Annotated in this window: 17 protein-coding genes; all 17 read left to right on the top strand. The window is 38.7% G+C overall.

The window, feature by feature from the left end; all coding sequences use genetic code 11:
• Positions 1-65 precede the first annotated feature (65 nt).
• The gene (locus CP352_RS07860; protein WP_081307130.1) at positions 66-1034 is read left to right on the top strand and encodes an NlpC/P60 family protein; all 969 of its coding nucleotides are present in this window, start codon (positions 66-68) and stop codon (positions 1032-1034) included.
• Positions 1035-1079: 45 nt separating this feature from the next.
• Positions 1080-1595 (top strand): hypothetical protein, encoded by a 516-nt coding sequence (locus tag CP352_RS07865; protein WP_089142861.1) that lies wholly within the window; start codon positions 1080-1082, stop codon positions 1593-1595.
• Between the two features lie 181 nt (positions 1596-1776).
• Complete coding sequence (gene groES / locus CP352_RS07870; protein WP_005720560.1) at positions 1777-2061, top strand: co-chaperone GroES; 285 nt, start codon at positions 1777-1779, stop codon at positions 2059-2061.
• A 53-nt stretch (positions 2062-2114) separates the two neighbouring features.
• Positions 2115-3740: a chaperonin GroEL gene (groL, locus tag CP352_RS07875; protein ID WP_005720558.1), complete on the top strand. Its 1626-nt coding sequence runs from the start codon at positions 2115-2117 to the stop codon at positions 3738-3740.
• A gap of 258 nt (positions 3741-3998) precedes the next feature.
• Positions 3999-6575 (top strand): DNA mismatch repair protein MutS, encoded by a 2577-nt coding sequence (gene mutS / locus CP352_RS07880; protein ID WP_089142870.1) that lies wholly within the window; start codon positions 3999-4001, stop codon positions 6573-6575.
• Positions 6575-8500 carry a DNA mismatch repair endonuclease MutL gene (mutL, locus tag CP352_RS07885; protein WP_089142862.1) on the top strand — a complete coding sequence of 642 codons (1926 nt, stop codon included), beginning with the start codon at positions 6575-6577 and terminating at the stop codon, positions 8498-8500. The genes mutS and mutL overlap by 1 nt, the downstream gene beginning before the upstream one ends.
• A complete protein-coding gene (gene ruvA / locus CP352_RS07890; protein ID WP_013085870.1) occupies positions 8500-9087 on the top strand; it encodes a Holliday junction branch migration protein RuvA in 588 nt (195 codons plus the stop codon). Before mutL ends, ruvA begins: the two co-directional genes overlap by 1 nt.
• A gap of 39 nt (positions 9088-9126) precedes the next feature.
• Entirely contained in the window at positions 9127-10146 is a 1020-nt protein-coding gene (gene ruvB / locus CP352_RS07895) for a Holliday junction branch migration DNA helicase RuvB (protein WP_013085871.1), read from the top strand.
• A gap of 59 nt (positions 10147-10205) precedes the next feature.
• Positions 10206-10598 (top strand): preprotein translocase subunit YajC, encoded by a 393-nt coding sequence (gene yajC / locus CP352_RS07900; RefSeq protein WP_013085872.1) that lies wholly within the window; start codon positions 10206-10208, stop codon positions 10596-10598.
• 103 nt (positions 10599-10701) lie between these two features.
• The gene (zwf, locus tag CP352_RS07905; RefSeq protein WP_023488879.1) at positions 10702-12153 is read left to right on the top strand and encodes a glucose-6-phosphate dehydrogenase; all 1452 of its coding nucleotides are present in this window, start codon (positions 10702-10704) and stop codon (positions 12151-12153) included.
• Complete coding sequence (dinB, locus tag CP352_RS07910) at positions 12146-13264, top strand: DNA polymerase IV (RefSeq protein WP_005720544.1); 1119 nt, start codon at positions 12146-12148, stop codon at positions 13262-13264. The genes zwf and dinB overlap by 8 nt, the downstream gene beginning before the upstream one ends.
• Positions 13265-13327: 63 nt before the next feature.
• The gene (locus CP352_RS07915) at positions 13328-14284 is read left to right on the top strand and encodes a bifunctional oligoribonuclease/PAP phosphatase NrnA (RefSeq protein ID WP_023488881.1); all 957 of its coding nucleotides are present in this window, start codon (positions 13328-13330) and stop codon (positions 14282-14284) included.
• On the top strand, positions 14277-15638 hold the full coding sequence (locus CP352_RS07920; protein WP_005720540.1) for a DEAD/DEAH box helicase: 1362 nt from the start codon (positions 14277-14279) through the stop codon (positions 15636-15638). Before CP352_RS07915 ends, CP352_RS07920 begins: the two co-directional genes overlap by 8 nt.
• Positions 15639-15880: 242 nt before the next feature.
• Positions 15881-18520, top strand: coding sequence for an alanine--tRNA ligase (alaS, locus tag CP352_RS07925; protein WP_089142863.1), 2640 nt, complete (start codon positions 15881-15883; stop codon positions 18518-18520).
• A 60-nt stretch (positions 18521-18580) separates the two neighbouring features.
• On the top strand, positions 18581-18838 hold the full coding sequence (locus tag CP352_RS07930; protein WP_003549189.1) for an IreB family regulatory phosphoprotein: 258 nt from the start codon (positions 18581-18583) through the stop codon (positions 18836-18838).
• The gene (gene ruvX / locus CP352_RS07935; protein ID WP_005720532.1) at positions 18838-19266 is read left to right on the top strand and encodes a Holliday junction resolvase RuvX; all 429 of its coding nucleotides are present in this window, start codon (positions 18838-18840) and stop codon (positions 19264-19266) included. Before CP352_RS07930 ends, ruvX begins: the two co-directional genes overlap by 1 nt.
• 1 nt (position 19267) lies before the next feature.
• Complete coding sequence (locus tag CP352_RS07940; RefSeq protein ID WP_005720531.1) at positions 19268-19579, top strand: DUF1292 domain-containing protein; 312 nt, start codon at positions 19268-19270, stop codon at positions 19577-19579.
• Positions 19580-19604 lie beyond the last annotated feature (25 nt).

The raw sequence follows: 19604 nt of genomic DNA on the forward strand, positions 1-19604 counted from the left end.
GCACTTCAATTTTAAGTTTGAGTAAAATGTTCTCTATAAAGAAAAACAAAGTGAGGGTATGTTTTATGAAGTTAAAAAGTGGAGTTATTGGAGTATTAGTAACTGGATTAACTGTCTTTAGCATTAATCTAACTAGCTCTAAAATAAAGGCAGCGATAACAGTGCCTAATCCTAAGACAGATTATGTAGTTAAAACTACTTCTAATGTGTATAAGAGTAATGGTAAGAGAACCAGTTTTAAGACACGTGGTCAGATACAAACCGGTAATGTTCCAGTAATTGAATCACAACTATATGAAGGCAAGTTCATTAATGTGCAAGGAACTAAGACGATTAATGGTACTGCTTATTATAAGATCGGTCCTAACGCATACATTAAACAAAATAATGTTTTAAATTATGCTCAAGAAAAAGCAAAGCTTGAGGCATATCAGGTACAAGATGATGTGAATGATGATTCAGATCAGTCAACAGAATTAAGCTCTGATGATGTGAATTTTGACATAGCTTGGTATGACAATATTAATGAGGATCCATCTCCAGCGATGTTCGATGATTCAGGATATCATAATAGAGTGATTAAGAATGCTCGTAAATTATTAGGCTATTTCACTTATGGAACAGGTGCATACCGAACTAATTTTGGCAGTTGGCGTCATCCTAATAAAAACGGTTCAACTGATTGTTCAGGATTTGTGTGGATCGTAATGAAGAGAGCAGGATATCGTGTAGGAAATGCTCCATTTTTTACTCTGCCAATGGAACGAGATGCTAAAAGTACTCATGGCTATTTGAAGAAAATTTCTGCCAAGAATATTCGCCCAGGTGATATTGTGATTGTTAATACTGGCAATGGTGTTGGTCAAAACGGACATGCAGCAATTGTTGATGGCAAATATGATGGTTGGGACACGCAAATTATTGAAGAGGGCGGCAACTTAGGTGTAGATGATGTGCACCGCTCTAGTTTAGGTAGCTCACTGAGCGATAAGCTGGCCAAAGGTCGAATCACTTATGCTCGCCCCGTTAAATAGTATGCTCTATGCTATAATTTTGCTAATCAATAAAGGATAATAAGAATGAAAAAGAACAGCACGCTTAAACATGTCTGGATTATGACGGCTGTCTATTGGGTAGTAGGTATTCTAAGTATTTTCTGGGGTAAGCTTGATCATACTTTTGCGTCCCAATTAAAAGAGATCAATAATATTTACGTGTTAGTTTTAATAATTATCTTAAGCTTGCCGCTACTTTTATCGCTGTTATTGTCGGTTAAAGTAAAAATGCCACGTTTGATCTGCAATCCACTAGTTGCTGTAATTTATCTATTAGTGGTAATTGCAGCAGGTGTAGCATATAACTTACAAAATATTATTGGCTACTTCTTCCCAATCATTCTATTCATTATTATGGCGCTAGTTGCTGTTTTCTATGCTTTGGTTAAGACTTTTAGCAGCAGAAAAAGTGGTAAATATTTTTTTATTGATGGTAAAGATAAGAAAGAATGCCATGATTTCTGGGATGCTTATAGGAAGTACTATGTAATGGGATTAACTTACGGCATTATTGATGGTTTGATTACTGTAATTAGTTAAAAAAGTTAAGAAAAATCAAAATTAGCACTCAATTGAAAAAAGTGCTAATTTTTTCTTGCTTTTTTTCACAAAACAGTTTATTATCATATTTGTAAGTTAGCACTTAGCAAATAAGAGTGCTAATGATTAATAAAGTAATAAAAAATATAATGAAGAAAATTAAACATAAGGGGGACTAAACGTGTTACAACCAATTGGTGATCGCGTGATCGTTAAAGTTAAGAAAGAAGAAGAAGAAACTGTTGGTGGCATCGTTTTAGCATCAAATGCTAAGAAGAAGCCAACTGAAGGCGAAGTTGTAGCTGTTGGTGAAGGTGCTTACGCATCAAACGGTGAAAAGATTCCAATGGCTGTTAAGAAGGGTGACGTAGTTCTTTACGATAAATACTCAGGCACTGACGTTGAATACGAAGGTGAAAAGTACTTAGTCCTTCACGAAAAAGACATTTTAGCTATTGCTAAGTAATTTAGTTAAAATTTCCAACGATAATTAAGTAAATTAAGGAGCATAGATAATCTATGGCAAAAGATATTAAATTCTCAGAAAATGCAAGACGTTCTCTTTTAAAGGGTGTTAATAAGTTAGCTGATACTGTTAAGACTACTATTGGTCCTAAGGGTAGAAACGTTGTTTTGGAACAAAGTTACGGCAACCCTGACATCACTAACGATGGTGTTACCATTGCAAAGTCCATCGAGTTAAAGGATCACTACGAAAACATGGGTGCTAAACTTGTTGCTGAAGCTGCTCAAAAGACTAATGATATTGCTGGTGACGGTACTACTACCGCAACTGTTTTGACTCAAGCAATTACTAATGAAGGTATGAAGAACGTAACTGCTGGTGCTAACCCAGTTGGCATTCGTCGTGGTATTGAAAAAGCTACTGAAGCTGCTGTTAATGAATTGCACAAGATTAGCCACAAGGTTGAATCAAGAGACCAAATTGCTAACGTAGCTGCAGTTTCATCATCTTCAAAGGAAGTTGGTAACTTAATCGCTGACGCTATGGAAAAGGTTGGTCACGATGGCGTTATCACTATTGAAGATTCACGTGGTATCAACACTGAACTTTCAGTAGTTGAAGGTATGCAATTTGATCGTGGTTACTTATCACAATACATGGTAACTGACAACGATAAGATGGAAGCAGATCTTGATAATCCTTACATTTTGATCACTGACAAGAAGATCTCAAACATTCAAGATATCTTGCCACTTCTTCAAGAAATTGTTCAACAAGGTAAGTCATTATTGATCATTGCTGATGACGTTACTGGTGAAGCTCTTCCAACACTTGTATTGAACAAGATTCGTGGTACCTTCAACGTTGTAGCTGTTAAGGCTCCTGGCTTTGGTGACCGTCGTAAGGCTCAGTTACAAGATATTGCTGCTTTGACTGGTGGTACTGTGATTACTGATGACTTAGGTCTTGAATTAAAGGACACTAAGATTGATCAATTAGGTCAAGCTCGTCGTGTAACTGTAACCAAGGACTCAACTACTATTGTTGACGGTGCTGGTTCAAAGGATGCTATTCAAGAACGTGAAGATTCAATCAGAAAGCAAATTGAAGAATCAACTTCAGACTTTGACAAGAAGAAGCTTCAAGAACGTCTTGCTAAGTTAACTGGTGGTGTAGCTGTTATCCACGTAGGTGCTGCTACTGAAACCGAATTGAAGGAACGTCGTTACAGAATTGAAGACGCTTTGAACTCAACTCGTGCCGCTGTTGACGAAGGTTACGTTGCTGGTGGTGGTACTGCTTTAGTAGACGTTGAGAAGGCTATCAATGATCTTAAGGCTGATACTGCAGATGAAAATACTGGTATCCAAATCGTATTAAGAGCTTTGTCAGCACCAGTTCGTCAAATTGCTGAAAACGCAGGTAAGAATGGTGAAGTTGTTTTGAACCACTTACTCAAGCAAGAAAACGAAATTGGCTACAATGCTGCTACTGATACTTGGGAAAACATGGTAGATGCTGGTATCATTGACCCAACCAAGGTAACCAGAACCGCTTTGCAAAATGCTGCTTCAATTGCCGCTCTTCTGCTTACTACTGAAGCTGTTGTTGCAGAAATTCCTGAAGAAAAGCCAGCTAACCCAGCTCCACAAGCTGGTGCACCAGGAATGGGTATGTAATTATATATCTTAATGCTTTAGCATTTAGATATATAATTCTTGATTACGAAGTAATCAAGTTCATTTACAGTGCTTTAGCACTAAACTTATGCACAAACTCTCACTCTAGTTCAAAAACAAATATAATTAAAATGACTTCGAAGTTAAACAATCAGTTCAGCTTCGAAGTTTTTCTTTTTGTAGCGTATAATATTGTACGTAACTCTATCTAAAATACGAAATAGGAAAGAGACATAAATGACGGAAAAAACAACTCCAATGATGGAGCAATATTACGAAATTAAAAAACAATATCCTGATGCCTTTCTTTTTTATCGCGTCGGAGACTTTTACGAACTGTTTGAAGATGACGCAGTTAAAGGTGCACAGATTCTTGAATTGACTTTAACGCACCGATCAAATAGAACTAAGAATCCAATTCCAATGGCAGGTGTGCCTCATATGGCTGTGGATACTTATGTAAATACTTTAGTTGAAAAGGGTTATAAAGTAGCACTTTGTGAACAACTTGAGGATCCTAAAAAGGCCAAAGGCATGGTTAAACGGGGAATTATTCAATTAGTGACGCCGGGAACCATGATGAATGAAGGCCCAAATGATGCTAAAGATTCAAATTACTTAACATCAGTAATTACCACTAAGAGTGGCTTTGGTTTAGCCTACAGTGATTTATCCACTGGTGAAATTTATGCTACTCATTTAAAGAGTTTCGATGCTGTTTCCAATGAGCTCTTGTCACTTCGTACTCGTGAAGTTGTGTATAACGGCCCATTAACTGAACAAAACAAGGACTTTATGCACAAGGCAAATATTACGGTTTCAGCACCTACACCAATTGAAGGCGAGCATGCGGAAATTTCGTATGTTGAACAGAATTTGACTAATGGGGCTGAAAAAGAGGCTACCCGTCAGTTAGTTGGCTATTTGCTTTCAACTCAAAAGAGAAGTTTAGCGCACTTGCAGATTGCCAAAAGCTATGAAGTAAATCAATATTTGCAGATGTCACATACTGTGCAGAATAATTTGGAATTGGTTGCTTCTGCCAAAACTGGCAAAAAAATGGGTTCACTTTTCTGGGTTTTGGATAAAACACACACTGCCATGGGTGGACGCTTGCTTAAGCAGTGGCTAGCTCGTCCATTATTAAACATGGATGAAATTAACCATCGTGAAGAAATGGTGCAGGCCTTGCTTGATGGCTACTTTACACGAGAAAATGCAGTTGATGCCTTAAAGGGTGTTTACGACCTGGAGCGTTTAACTGGTCGAATTGCTTTTGGTAACGTTAATGCGCGCGAATTACTACAATTATCACGTTCTTTGCAGGCCGTTCCAGTTATTTTAGATGCTTTAGAGCAATCAGATTCAGATATCTTGGTCGATTTTGCTAAAAAAATTGATCCATTAAAGGGCGTTGCCGAAATGATTACTTCCACTATCGTGAAGGATCCACCTGTGTTGACTACTGAAGGTGGCCTGATTCAAGGTGGGGTTGATCCGCAGCTTGATCGCTATCGGGATGCCATGAACAATGGAAAAAAATGGTTGGCTGAGATGGAAGCAGATGAGCGGCAAAAGACAGGTATTGATAACTTAAAGGTCGGTTATAACAAGGTCTTTGGCTATTATATTCAGGTTTCTAACGGTAACAAGTCTAAGGTGCCACTTGATCGTTATACGCGTAAACAAACTTTGACTAACGCTGAGCGTTATATCACACCGGAACTCAAGGAACATGAGAATCTAATTCTTGAGGCACAGACACGGTCAACTGACTTGGAATATGATTTATTTGTTAAGCTGCGTGAGGACGTTAAGAAGTATATCCCTGCTTTACAAAAATTAGGTGGGCAACTAGCAGCGCTGGATGTTTATTGTGGTTTTGCGACAGTAGCTGAACAAAATAATTATTGCCGGCCAACTTTTCACGCAGATAATCAAGATATTAATGTGACTAACGGCCGTCATCCAGTTGTGGAAAAAGTAATGACGGCTGGTTCATATATTCCTAACGATGTCAAAATGGATGAAGGAACCAACATTTATTTAATTACAGGTCCTAACATGTCTGGTAAGAGTACCTATATGAGACAAATGGCTTTGATTGCGATCATGGCTCAAGTAGGTTCCTTTGTGCCAGCTGATAGTGCTGATTTGCCAATTTTTGATCAAATTTTTACAAGAATTGGAGCAGCTGATGACTTAATTTCAGGTCAAAGTACCTTTATGGTAGAGATGAGTGAAGCTAATGAAGCCTTGCAGTATGCTACTAAGCGCAGTTTGGTTCTCTTTGACGAAATTGGTCGTGGTACGGCTACTTACGATGGAATGGCTTTAGCTGGTGCAATTGTTAAGTACTTACACGACAAAGTTGGTGCTAAGGCATTATTTGCTACGCACTATCATGAATTGACAGTGATGGATGAGACTCTGGATCATCTGAAAAATATTCACGTTGGTGCTACCGAAGAAAATGGCAAGTTAATCTTCTTGCATAAAATCCTACCTGGACCTGCTGATCAAAGTTACGGAATTCATGTAGCTCAATTAGCAGGTTTGCCGCGCAACGTTTTGCGAGAGGCAACTAAATTATTAAAGCGGCTTGAAGCACAAGGCAGTGAACTAGCACCAGTTTCGCAGCAATTAGATTTATTTGCAGAGCCTGTGGAAAACAGTGTTGAAGAAACTGAAACACAAAATGACAAGCCCGCAATAACTGATGCACAACAAGATATACTTGATGATATTTCTAATCTTTATTTAGCAGATAAGACACCGTTGCAGGTTATGCAAATGGTAGCTGATTGGCAAAAAGATTTAAAGGATGACGATTAATGAGCAAAATTCATGAGTTATCGGAAACTTTAACTAATCAGATTGCAGCCGGAGAAGTAATTGAGCGCCCAGCTAGCGTAGTTAAGGAATTAGTAGAAAACTCGTTAGATGCTGGTGCTACTCGAATTCGCGTTGATTTTGTAGATGCTGGTTTGAAACAGATTGTAGTTCAAGACAATGGGACGGGGATTGCACGTGATCAAGTTGATCTAGCCTTTACCCGACATGCGACAAGCAAGATTGCCAATGAACACGATTTATTTAAAGTTTCCACTTTAGGCTTCCGCGGAGAAGCATTAGCTTCGATTTCTGCTGTTAGCCATGTGGAAATTCTGACTGCAACTGAAAACGCAATTGGTATTCGAGCTAACTATAGTGGAGGCAATAAAAAAGGCCAAGAAGATGCAGCGGCTCGTAAGGGAACAAAAATTACAGTCAAGGATTTGTTCTTTAACACGCCAGCCAGATTAAAGTATTTGCGTAGTCCAAGAACTGAAATTATGAAGATTGTGGATATTATTAATCGACTTGCGTTAGGTTATCCACATGTGTCTTTCACTTTGTCAAATACTGGCAAAATTTTATTAAGAACGCCAGGAAATAATAATTTAAAGCAAACAGTTGCTAACGTGTATGGTCGTCATATCGCAGAAAAAATGGAAAAATTTGAGGCAAAAGACAGCGATTTTAAGATTACAGGTCTGATGTCTAAACCGGAATTAACACGTTCTACACGCAATTTTATTTCGATTCTCTTAAACGGCCGCTATATTAAAAATTTTCAATTAAATACTGCGATTCTGGATGGCTATGGCTCAAAATTAGCAGCGCGGCATTATCCGATTATTGTGTTAGCAATTAAAGTAGATCCTTTGTTAGTGGATGTTAACGTGCATCCCACTAAGCAGGAAGTTCGTTTATCCAAGGAAAAAGAACTGGGTCGTTTAATCACCAGTGCAATTAGTAATACACTTGTGGAAAAAGTTGAACAAATTAGCGCTTTTGCTAATTTGGAAAATAAACGTGATACGCTAGTTGATCAGCTTAGTTTTAACTTAAATCAAGATGTTGTAAATACAGCTCGTAAAAAAGAACCGGAAATTCGCGAACAAGAAAAGCCAAAATTTTTAACGACTGAATCTGATGATTCAGAAGATAATATTCAAAATGAGGCGGTAAAGCAGGATAGTGTAAAGAAATATGTTGATCTTAATCAGCCACGTGAAGATGATCAATATATCGTTACTAAGACTTGGAAACAAAATGTTGCTCTGCAGCAAGCACTAACGCCATTTCCTACAACTAGGACTAATCAGGAAGTCATTTCAAGTGGGGATGAAACTTTAGCTAATAATCTGCCTCGCTTGGTTTATGTTGGACAGACCGATACTTATTTACTTGCCCAACATAATGGCGACCTATTTTTAATTGATCAGGTTGCTGCTAGACGAAGGTTAAAATTTGAGCAAATTTTTCACATGATAACTGCCAAAAAAGTAGTACAACAAGGTTTGTTAACACCAATTATTTTAGAATTTGGTAATCTTGATTTTATGCAAATTAAGGATCAAGTAGAACAGATTAAGCAGGTTGGAATCTATTTGGAAGATTTTGGACAAAATAGTTTTATTGTTCGTTCGTATCCAACTTGGATTCACGATAATGTCGAAGATTCAATTCGGAAGATTTTAGATGGTTATTTGAATGTGGATAAAGGAAAGGCAAAGAACCTGTTTAGCCGGATAGCAGCAATGCAAGCTAAGCGAGAAATTACTGGCAAGATTAAATTATCTGCAGCTGAAGCTGAGCAAATTTTACTTGATTTACGCAAGTGTACTGATCCATATCATGATGCAGATGGACGGATAATTTTGGTTAGAATGAGCCAAAATGAATTGAGAAAAATGTTTAAGAAGGATGAATAATGTACGAATATTTTGAAGGTGTGATTACTGTGGTTACACCAAGCTATGTTGTAGTTGATGTCGGGGGCGTTGGCTACAAGGTCTATAGTCCTACACCTTTTGCCTATACTCAAGGCCAAAAAGCTAAGGTCTTTATTGAGCAAGTGGTGCGTGATACTGGCATTACTTTATATGGTTTTCAAAGTCAAGATGATAAGGGCTTGTTCTTAAAACTACTTAGTGTTAGCGGGATTGGTCCTAAGAGTGCAATGGCAATCATGGCAGCTGAGGATAGTAATTCTTTGGCGGAAGCGATTGAACAAGGTGAAGTTAAGTACCTAACTCGTTTTCCAGGTGTGGGTAAAAAGACGGCTTCACAAATTGTGCTTGATTTAAAGGGTAAATTAGGTGATTATGTTGCTCGGCTTGATCGTCCAGACAATGGTGAGGATGTGCCGCCAGCATTAAATGATGCACTGCTTGCTTTAATTGCTTTGGGTTATACCCAAAAAGAAGTGGATCGGATCACGCCTAAACTGGAGAAAGTTGCTGCAAATACTGCAGATCAATATATTAAAAAGGGCTTAGCATTACTGCTTAAAAAGTAGATCTTGGTATAATAGAACAGATGATTATTTTTTAAGGAAGTGAAACTGGTGGCAGAAGATCAAGTAACTTCAGGTGATATTGAGAATCCTGAAGAACAACAAATGGAACTTTCTTTGCGGCCGCAAACGCTCGACCAGTACTTAGGTCAAAAGCGGGTCAAAAAAGAAATGAGCATTTATATTAAGGCGGCGCGCCAACGTGATGAAGCATTAGATCACGTTTTGCTTTATGGACCACCGGGGTTAGGAAAGACAACTTTGGCTTTCGTAATTGCCAATGAATTGGGAGTTCATTTAAAGAGTACAAGTGGTCCGGCCATTGAAAAGTCAGGCGACTTGGTGGCACTTTTGTCCGACTTAGATCCTGGGGATGTTTTGTTCATTGATGAAATTCACCGTTTAGCTAAACCAGTAGAAGAAGTACTCTACTCTGCAATGGAAGACTACTATATCGATATTGTGATTGGCGAGGGGCAGACTACTCATGCAGTTCACGTGCCGCTGCCACCATTTACTCTAATTGGGGCAACGACTTTGGCTGGGCAATTGTCAGCACCTTTGCGTGATCGCTTTGGCATCGTAGAGCACATGCAGTATTACACTATCGATGAGCTAGAACAAATTGTTTTGCGTTCAAGTGATGTTTTTCACACTTCAATTGCGCCTGAGGCGGCCCATGAATTGGCACGACGCTCGCGTGGTACACCTCGTGTTGCCAATCGCTTACTTAAGCGGGTGCGTGATTTTGCGGAAGTTAAGGGAGAAAAAACAATTTCGCTCGAGACTACTGAAGGCGCGTTAAAACAATTGCAGGTTGACGATGAGGGACTTGATCAGACAGACCGCAGATTATTGAGAACGATGATCGAAGGATATAATGGTGGTCCTGTTGGTATTCGGACTTTGGCAGCTAATGTTGGTGAAGATATGGAAACGATTGAGTCACTATATGAGCCATATTTGTTGCAGCATGGTTTTATTTTACTCACGCCGCGTGGCAGAATGGTGACGGATAAAGCATATTTACAGTTAGGATTACCAATTCCAGGTGATAAATAGTCCCATTTTCTGTATAATGGTTATAATATCTAGAAAATAATTTTAATGAGGTGGAAATTTTGAACATTTTATTTTTAGCAAATGCTGGTGCTGCAGCAAGTAGCAACTGGATGATGATCGGTTTATTTATTATTTTGATCGCTTTCACTTACTTTGGTATGATTCGTCCTCAAAAGAAGCAACAACAACAAAGAATGCAAATGATGGACAAATTGAAGAAGGGTGACGAAGTCATCTTAGTTGATGGTTTGCATGGTAAGGTTGACAAGATCAACAGTGATAAGACTATCGTGGTTGATGCAGATGGCATTTACTTAACTTTTGAAAGAATGGCTGTCCGTCGTGTGATTCCAGTTGCTGCACCAGCAACTCCTGCAGCTGAAACTAAGGCTGAAGCTCCAGCAGAAAAGCCGGAAGAAAAAGCAGACGAAACTAAAAAAGAGGATAAGTAATCATATTACTTAAGAGCGTCATTTTAGGCGCTTTTTGTTTTGCTAAAAAAATCCTTGTTGTAAAATAGAAGTGACAATTTTAGTTCAAAGAAAGGGATCTGAAATGAAGAATATTCCCGTTGTAATGATTATTTTTGGTGGTAGTGGTGATTTGGCTCACCGCAAGCTTTATCCAGCTTTGTTTAATTTGTATGAACAAGGCTTAATTCACGATAACTTTGCAGTAATTGGAACTGCTCGTCGTCCTTGGTCACATGAGTATTTGCGTGAGCAGGTTAGTGATGCTATTCATGAAACGCACGATACTGTTGATGAAAATGAGTTGAAAGCTTTTGCAAGTCATTTTTATTATCAATCACATGATGTAACTAATGTGGAACACTATGAGATTTTGAAAAACTTGGCACAAGAGCTCGATGATCGTTATAGTGCACAAGGCAATCGTCTCTTCTACATGGCTATGGCACCAAGATTCTTTGGCACAATAGCAACGCATATTAATGACCAAGACTTGACTGGTAGTGGCTTTAATCGAATTGTAGTTGAAAAGCCATTTGGTCATGATTTGGCTTCAGCAGAGGAATTAAATAAGCAAATCACGGCTTCATTTGATGAAAATGATATTTTTAGAATTGACCACTATTTAGGTAAAGAAATGGTTCAAAATATCATGCCAATGCGTTTTACTAACCCAATGGTTCAAAATATTTGGTGCAGCAAGTATATTAAGAATATCCAAGTTACCTTGGCAGAACGTCTTGGCGTGGAAGCACGTGGAGGTTACTATGATACTTCAGGTGCTTTGCGTGATATGGTACAAAACCATATTTTTCAAATTATTACTCTGCTAGCAATGCCAGAACCTAAGGATCTTTCTTCTGCTAGTGTTCACCAAGCCAAGCAAGATTTGCTTAAGAGTTTAATTATTCCTACGCCAGATGATGTCAAGAAATACTTTGTTCGTGGTCAATATTTGGGTAGTGATACTACTTTTGCTTATAAGCAAGAGCCAAATGTTGATCCAGAGTCAACTACTGAAACCTTCGTTGCAGGTAAAGTTAAGTTTAATGAGGGACCAATTGCTGGCGTACCAATTTACTTTAGAACGGGTAAGGAATTCAAAGAAAAGAAGAACCGGATTGACATTGTTTTAAAGCATATTAATAATCCATATGGGCAAGCTCATTCTAACAATATTACGATCGTGATTGACCCAACTAGTGAAATCTACTTTACTATTAATGGCAAACGAATTGACCAACCAGGAATTCGCCGTGAAAACTTAACTTATGAATTTTCAAAAGCCGAAATGGCTAAGGTACCTGATGGTTATGAAAGATTGCTTCATGATGTTTTTGTCAATGATTCAACTAACTTTACGCACTGGAGCGAATTGAAGCGTTATTGGGAATTTATCGATGCAGTTGAAGATGCTTGGCAGAAGGAAAATGAAGCAGGCAATCCAGCCATTGCACAATATTTGCCATACAGAATGGGGCCAAAGGAAGCTAATACAATCTTTGAGTCACCAACTGAACATTGGATTTATGAATAAAGAAAATTTATTACCACAAAATGACATCCATCGTCGGATTATTCATCTGGACATGGATGCTTTTTACGCTTCGGTTGAAATGCAGGAGCATCCCGAATGGAAAAATAAGGCATTGATTGTTGGGCAAGATCCACGACAAAATGGTGGACATGGAGTAGTGGCTACTTGCAATTATGTAGCTCGTAAGTATGGCGTTCATTCAGCTATGGCCGCAATTCAAGCAGTACGTTTGGTTCCCAAGGAGCTAATAGTTTTTACTAGACCACGATTTGATAAATATCGTGCAGTGTCAGCTAAAATCCATTCTTTTATGCATGATGTGACAGATCAGGTTGAATCAGTGGCTTTAGATGAAGCTTATCTAGACGTGACACATCCAAAGATAGAGCAGGAGTCTGCAGTTCAAATTGCTTTAGATTTACAGAAAAGGATTCGGCAAGAAGTAGGCTTAAACTCGTCTTTTGGCGTTTCCTATAATAAGTTTTTAGCTAAAATGGGATCAGAATACGCCAAACCGTTTGGTCGAACCGTAATTTTGCCTAGTGAAGTGCAGAACTTTTTAGCAATGCAAAAGATTGAGAAGTTTCCTGGTATTGGACCGAAGACGCAAGAAGAGCTGCATCAGATAGGTGTTTATACTGGGGCAGATTTAGAAAAAGTTGAGGTTTTAACCTTAATTAAAAAATTTAAGAAAATGGGGTATATTTTAGCCCAACATGCACGTGGAATAGATTTAAGACCTGTTGTTACAGACTCAGAGGCTAATCGAAAATCAATTGGCATGGAGCGGACTTACGAGCCTGCAATTTATACTGAGGATGAAGCCCTAACCAATATTCGTAACTATTGCAATCATTTGGAAGCAGCATTAAAAAAACGCAATTTTAAGGCAGGTACTGTTGTTATTAAAGTAAGAAATAATAATTTTGATACGGTAACCAAGAGAAAAAAGTTGAAAACACCTTCTGATAGTCACTTAGATTTTTATGATGTGGCTCGTGACTTGTTCGAAGCAACAAGTTCATTTTTAGATGACGGAATTCGTTTATTGGGAGTCACTGTAACTGACTTTGAAAAGAAAAAATATCAATCAATCAGTTTGTTCGACTAATAAATAAAGCTATTTTTCTGGTAAACTAGATACAGATATTTTTACAAGATGAGGAGATTAAAAATGAGTAGTTTTGATGACATTTATGAAAAAATCTTGCAATATCCTACAATTATCTTGCACCGCCACACTAGTCCTGATCCAGACGCAATTGGTTCACAAGCTGGTTTAGCTAGAGCATTAATGGAAAAATTCCCGGACAAGCGCATTCTTTGTGCTGGGGAAAACGATGAAGGCGACTTAGCTTGGATTAACCACATGGATCAAGTCAAGGCAACTGATTACGAAGGTGCTTTGGTAATTACTACTGATACCGCTAATACACCAAGAATTTCTAATAAGTTGTATGATAAGGGTGACTTTTTAATTAAGATTGACCACCACCCAGATGTTGATCCATATGCTGATATGAGTTACGTAGATCCAGATGCTCCAGCAGCATGCCAAATCATTGTAGACTTCTTGAATGAAGAGGGCTTTAAGATTACCAAGGAAGTTGCTTATCCACTTTATGCTGGAATTGTAGGCGATACCGGTCGTTTCATGTATCCAGAAACTTCAGAGCATACTTTTAAGGTGGCTGCTCAATTAGCTTCTACTGGAATTAACATTACTGAAATCGCTCGTAATATTGCTGATGTAACTTTTGATGAGGCAAAATTGCAAGCCTTGGCAATGGACAAGATGGAAATTGATCCCGTTGGTGCAGCTTATACAATTTTGATGCAGTCAGACTTGAAGAAGTTAGGTTTGACTGATGATCAAGCAAATGTTGCTGTATCTACTCCAGGACGTATTAAAGATGTGCTTGCTTGGAATGTTTTTGTTGAAAAACCAGATGGTACTTTCCGCGTACATTACCGTTCAAAGGGCCCTGTAATCAATGAATTAGCTGCTAAGCATGATGGTGGTGGTCATGCATTAGCTAGTGGTGCTAACGCTAAGGATATGGACGAAGTAAAGCAGGTATTTGCGGAAGTCGTTGAAGTAACTAAGAAGTTTAAAGAAGATCATGAATAATATTTTTATAGATTCAAGAATTAAACCAGCTATTCAGGCTGGTTTAAAGAAGATCCATTTTGAAAAGCCAACTAAGGTGCAGGAGAAAGTTATTCCTGCTATGTTGTCTGACTTGAGTGTAGTAGTGCAAGCAGCAACTGGTTCAGGAAAAACGCATGCTTATTTAGTACCAATTTTTAATGAAATTGAAGAAGATAAACGCTATGTTCAAGCAATCGTTACTTTGCCTAGTCGTGAATTAGCCGATCAGCTTTATCAAGTAGCACGGCAGCTCCGTGATGCGGCAGGGATGCATTTTTCAATTGCACATCTTGCGGGCGGAACTGATCGTGAACGTCAATTAGAAAAGTATCAAAATAATACTCCACAATTGGTGATTGCAACTCCAGGACGTTTGTTAGACTTTGTTCAAAAGAAGGTTTTTGCAGTTGATCAAGTAAAAACTTTTGTTATCGACGAAGCTGACATGACCTTGGACATGGGCTTTTTGAACGACATTGATCAAGTTGCTGCTAAATTGCCGAAGGATGTCCAAATTGCTGCCTTTTCAGCAACTATTCCAGTTAAATTGTCTAACTTTTTACGCAAATATATGGCTCATCCTGATGAGATCGTTATTGATAATCCTAGTGTTATTGCGCCAACGATTAAAAACGATTTGCTTGATATTGGCTCAAAGGATCGCAAGAATGTCTTGTACAAATTGTTAACTATGGGACAACCATATTTGGCGTTGGTTTTTGCTAACACTAAGCAAAAGGTTGATGAGTTGACTAATTATTTGCAAGATCAGGGTTTGAAGGTAGCTAAAATTCACGGTGGGGTAACTGAACGTGAAAGAAAGCGTACTCTGCGTCAGGTTGAGCAAGGACAGTATCAATATGTGGTAGCTAGTGACCTAGCTGCTCGTGGCTTAGATATTGATGGTGTTAGTCTGGTTGTCAATTATGAAATACCACGTGATATTGAGTTCGTGATTCACCGGATTGGCCGGACGGGGCGTAATGGCTTATCTGGTCATGCGATAACTTTAATTCGTGAAGAAGAAATGAACCGAATTGAAGAATTGGAAAAGATGGGTGTTCATTTTGACTTCGTTGAAATTAAAAATGGTGAATTAGTGCCACGTAAACACTATCGCAGTCGTGAAAATCGTCAAAGCAAGAATCGTAAGCTTGATACCAAGCTGGTGGGTTACGTTAAAAAAGAGAAGAGAAAGCGTAAGCCAGGTTACAAGAAGAAGATTAAGCGTGCGATTCAAGAGGATAATCGTCAAAAACGTAAGTTGGAACAGCGTCATGAGGTTCGTAAGGCAAAACGTTTGAGAAAGCGCAAGCGTGAACAAGGGCTTTGACAGAAGCGGATTTTGTAGTACAATTATTTCAGCTTAAGATATGTTTTTTGATCAATTATTTCAAAGAGAGAGCCAGTTAGATGAGAATGGCTTAATAATAGTCAAAAAATGCTCCTTTAAGTTTCATAATTAAGAATATCAAGAGGTAACAAACACTGTTGCAATCAAGGTGGTACCGCGCGCGGAGCGTCCTTGAAGAAAGCAATAGTGTTTTTTATTTATTTTTAGGGAGATTTATTTTAATGAAGAAACTAAATAGTTCAGAGTTTCGCCAAATGTTTTTAGACTTCTTCAAGGATCATGGTCACATGATTATGCCAAGTGCATCATTAATCCCACAAGATGACCCAACTCTTCTTTGGATTAACTCAGGTGTTGCTACCATGAAGAAGTACTTTGATGGCTCAGTTGTACCAAAGAATCACAGAATTACTTCATCTCAAAAGTCAATCAGAACCAACGATATTGAAAATGTTGGTAAGACTGCACGTCACCAAACTTTCTTTGAAATGCTTGGTAACTTTTCAGTTGGTGACTACTTTAGAGATGAAGCTATTCCTTGGGCATGGGAATTCTTAACTAGTCCTGATTGGCTTGGCTTGCCAAAGGAAAAGCTTTACTGTACTGTTTATCCAAAAGATGAAGACTCATTTAATGTTTGGGTAAAGGCAGGGATGCCAGCTGATCATATTGTTAAGTTGGAAGATAACTTCTGGGATATTGGTGAAGGTCCATGTGGTCCTGATACCGAAATTTTCTACGATCGTGGTCAAGAAAACAACGACGTTGCTGAAGATGATCCAGAAAACTTCCCTGGTGGTGAAAATGCACGTTACCTTGAAATTTGGAACATCGTATTTTCACAATACAACCACTTGCCAAATGGCAAATATGTCGATCAACCACATAAGAACATCGATACTGGTATGGGACTAGAACGTGTTCTTTCAATTTTGCAAGATGCTCCAACAAACTTCGAAACCGACTTGTTCTTGCCAATCATTCATACTACTGAAGAAATGACTCCAGGTAAGAAGTACGGTGAAAACAAAGAAGACACTACTGCATTTAAGATTATTGCCGATCACGTTCGTGCCGTAAGCTTTGCTATTGCTGACGGTGCTCTTCCATCAAACTCAGGCCGTGGTTACGTTTTACGTCGTTTGATCCGTCGTGCTGACTTGAACGGTCAACGTTTGGGCATCAAGGGTGCTTTCCTTTACAAGCTTGTTCCAGTTGTAGGTAAGATTATGGAAAGTCACTACCCAGAAGTAATGGACCAACGTGGCTTTATCGAAAACGTAATCCAAAACGAAGAAGAAAGATTCCAATCAACTCTTGATACTGGTTTGACTTTGCTTGATGACTTGATTGACAAGGCTAAGAAGTCAAAGGACAAGACTATCTCAGGTAAAGATGCCTTCAAGATGTTCGATACTTACGGCTTCCCATATGAATTGACTTTTGAATCAGCACAAGATGCTGGCCTTAAGGTTGACAAGAAGGGCTTTGACGCAGAAATGGCTGCTCAAAAAGAGCGTGCACGTAAAGCTCGTGGTGACCTTCAATCAATGGGACGTCAAGATGTAACTTTAATGAACATTAAGGATAAGTCAGTCTTTGAACGTGATACTTACGAAGAACCACATGCAAAGCTAGTTGACATTGTTGTTGATGATAAGTTGGTTGATAGGGCCGATGGCGAACATGCTACTTTAGTCTTTGACAAGACTCCATTTTACGCAGAACGTGGTGGTCAAGTTGCTGATCATGGTAAGATTTATAACCAAAATGGTGAATTAGTAGCTGAAGTTACTGACGTCCAACACGCACCTAACGACCAAAATTTACACTTTGTTGACCTTATTTTGCCAGTTGAAAAGGGTCAAGAATACGTATTGAAGTTAGATAAGGAACGTCGTGAAGGGTTACGTCACTCTCACTCAGCAACTCACCTTCTTCACGCTGCTCTTCGTCAAGTCTTAGGTGAACACACTCACCAAGCTGGTTCATTAGTTGATCCTGACTACTTAAGATTTGACTTTACTGCAATGGAACCAATGACCAAGCGTGAGCTTAAGACCGTTGAAGAATTGGTTAACCAAAAGATTTGGGAAGCTATTCAAGTTAAGACTACTATCACTACCCCTGAAGAGGGTGAAAAGATGGGTGCTTTAGCCCTCTTTGATAGCAAGTATGGTGATAAGGTTCGTGTTGTTCAAATGGGTGACTTCTCAAGTGAATTCTGTGGTGGTACTCACGTGGACAATACTAACCAAATTGGAATCTTCAAGATTACTTCAGAATCAGCTGTCGGTGCTGGTATGCGTAGAATTGAAGCTGTAACTTCTAAGAAGGCTTATGAATACTTGGCAAACCGTTCAGACTTACTTGATGATATTCAAGAAGAAGTTAAGGCAACCAAGCCAGATAACATTGTCGATAAGATTGATTCACTTGAAAGTGATTTGCACGATGCTCAAAAGCAAGTTGAAACTTTGAACAAGAAGATCAATGCTGCTAAGGCTGGTCAAATCTTTAATGACGTTAAACAAGCTGGTGACTTGACTGTCATTGCTGCTACTGCAGATGTTAATGGGATGAATGACTTGCGTGAACTTGCTGATAACTGGAAGAGCGGCAACAAGTCTGATGTTTTAGTTTTAGCTGCTGAAAATGCTGGCAAGGCTAATATGATTATTGCCTTAGGCCAAAAGGCATTAGACAAGGGCCTTAAAGCAGGTAACTTAATCAAGATCGCTGCCCCAATCTTTGGCGGTGGCGGTGGCGGCCGTCCAAACATGGCTCAAGCCGGTGGTAAGAATCCAGCAGGCTTGAATGATGCTATTAAGGCAGTTATTGACGAAATTTCTAAGAACTAAGAATTAATTAATTGTGTTTAAGCTTTTTTTCAAGTAAAATTGTTGACAGGAGGAATAAATATGAGTTCGCTAGATAAGACTATGCATTTTGACTTTAATCAGAACAAAGGAAAAAATGTTTATGATACTCTGCAAGATGTTTACAATGCGCTTGAAGAAAAGGGCTATAATCCTATTAACCAGATTGTAGGTTACTTACTTTCTGGCGATCCTGCTTATATTCCACGGCATAACGATGCCCGTAATTTGATTCTTAAGCACGAACGTGACGAGATTATTGAAGAACTTGTTAAGAGTTATCTTGGTAAGAATAAATAATGCGTTTATTAGGTTTAGATGTAGGTTCTAAAACTGTGGGAGTAGCAATTAGCGATGAGCTAGGAATTACTGCCCAGAAGTTGGAGACTATCCAGATTGATGAAAGCAGATATAACTTTGGTATGCGTCCATTGAAGAAGCTAGTCAGACAATATGAAGTTGACGGTTTCGTATTAGGTTTACCTAAGAATATGGATGGTACTTCTGGTAGTTCCGTAGCTAGAAGTAAGGCATACGGCAAACGACTAGAGGAAAAGTTTGGTTTACCTGTACATTATTCTGATGAGAGATTGACAACAATTGAATCACGACGAGTACTTGTTGAGGATGCAGGGATCCATGATCGCAAGAAGCGTAAACAAGTAATTGATCAGATGGCAGCGGTGCTCATCTTGCAAAATTATTTAGATTTACACCGAAAGGATTAAAATGGCAGCACAAGTTAATGGTGACGATCAAGATCGTCAAATTACTTTGATTGATGATCAAGGTAATGAAGAATTGTATGAGATATTATTTACTTTTCATTCAGATGATTATGACAAATCTTACGTGCTTCTTTATCCAGCCGCTGTTGGCGATGATGAAGATATTGAGGTGCAAGCTTTCAGTTATGATGCCGATGATGCCGGCGATGTAACAAGTAGCGATTTGCATGAGATTGAATCTGATGATGAGTGGGACATGGTCCAGGGAGTTTTAAATACTTTCTTAGATGATGACCGCTTGAGTGGTAAATAATAAAAAGAGGACTGGCTGTGGCTGG

Source organism: Lactobacillus sp. UMNPBX1, assembly GCF_002554085.1.
Taxonomy (GTDB): Bacteria; Bacillota; Bacilli; order Lactobacillales; family Lactobacillaceae; genus Lactobacillus; species Lactobacillus crispatus.

Coding starts and splice junctions, on each gene's coding strand:
- CP352_RS07860 (WP_081307130.1), top strand. CDS start 66: ATGAAGTTAAAAAGTGGAGTTATTGGAGTATTAGTAACTGGATTAACT.
- CP352_RS07865 (WP_089142861.1), top strand. CDS start 1,080: ATGAAAAAGAACAGCACGCTTAAACATGTCTGGATTATGACGGCTGTC.
- groL (WP_005720558.1), top strand. CDS start 2,115: ATGGCAAAAGATATTAAATTCTCAGAAAATGCAAGACGTTCTCTTTTA.
- mutS (WP_089142870.1), top strand. CDS start 3,999: ATGATGGAGCAATATTACGAAATTAAAAAACAATATCCTGATGCCTTT.
- mutL (WP_089142862.1), top strand. CDS start 6,575: ATGAGCAAAATTCATGAGTTATCGGAAACTTTAACTAATCAGATTGCA.
- ruvA (WP_013085870.1), top strand. CDS start 8,500: ATGTACGAATATTTTGAAGGTGTGATTACTGTGGTTACACCAAGCTAT.
- zwf (WP_023488879.1), top strand. CDS start 10,702: ATGAAGAATATTCCCGTTGTAATGATTATTTTTGGTGGTAGTGGTGAT.
- dinB (WP_005720544.1), top strand. CDS start 12,146: ATGAATAAAGAAAATTTATTACCACAAAATGACATCCATCGTCGGATT.
- CP352_RS07915 (WP_023488881.1), top strand. CDS start 13,328: ATGAGTAGTTTTGATGACATTTATGAAAAAATCTTGCAATATCCTACA.
- CP352_RS07920 (WP_005720540.1), top strand. CDS start 14,277: ATGAATAATATTTTTATAGATTCAAGAATTAAACCAGCTATTCAGGCT.
- alaS (WP_089142863.1), top strand. CDS start 15,881: ATGAAGAAACTAAATAGTTCAGAGTTTCGCCAAATGTTTTTAGACTTC.
- CP352_RS07930 (WP_003549189.1), top strand. CDS start 18,581: ATGAGTTCGCTAGATAAGACTATGCATTTTGACTTTAATCAGAACAAA.
- ruvX (WP_005720532.1), top strand. CDS start 18,838: ATGCGTTTATTAGGTTTAGATGTAGGTTCTAAAACTGTGGGAGTAGCA.
- CP352_RS07940 (WP_005720531.1), top strand. CDS start 19,268: ATGGCAGCACAAGTTAATGGTGACGATCAAGATCGTCAAATTACTTTG.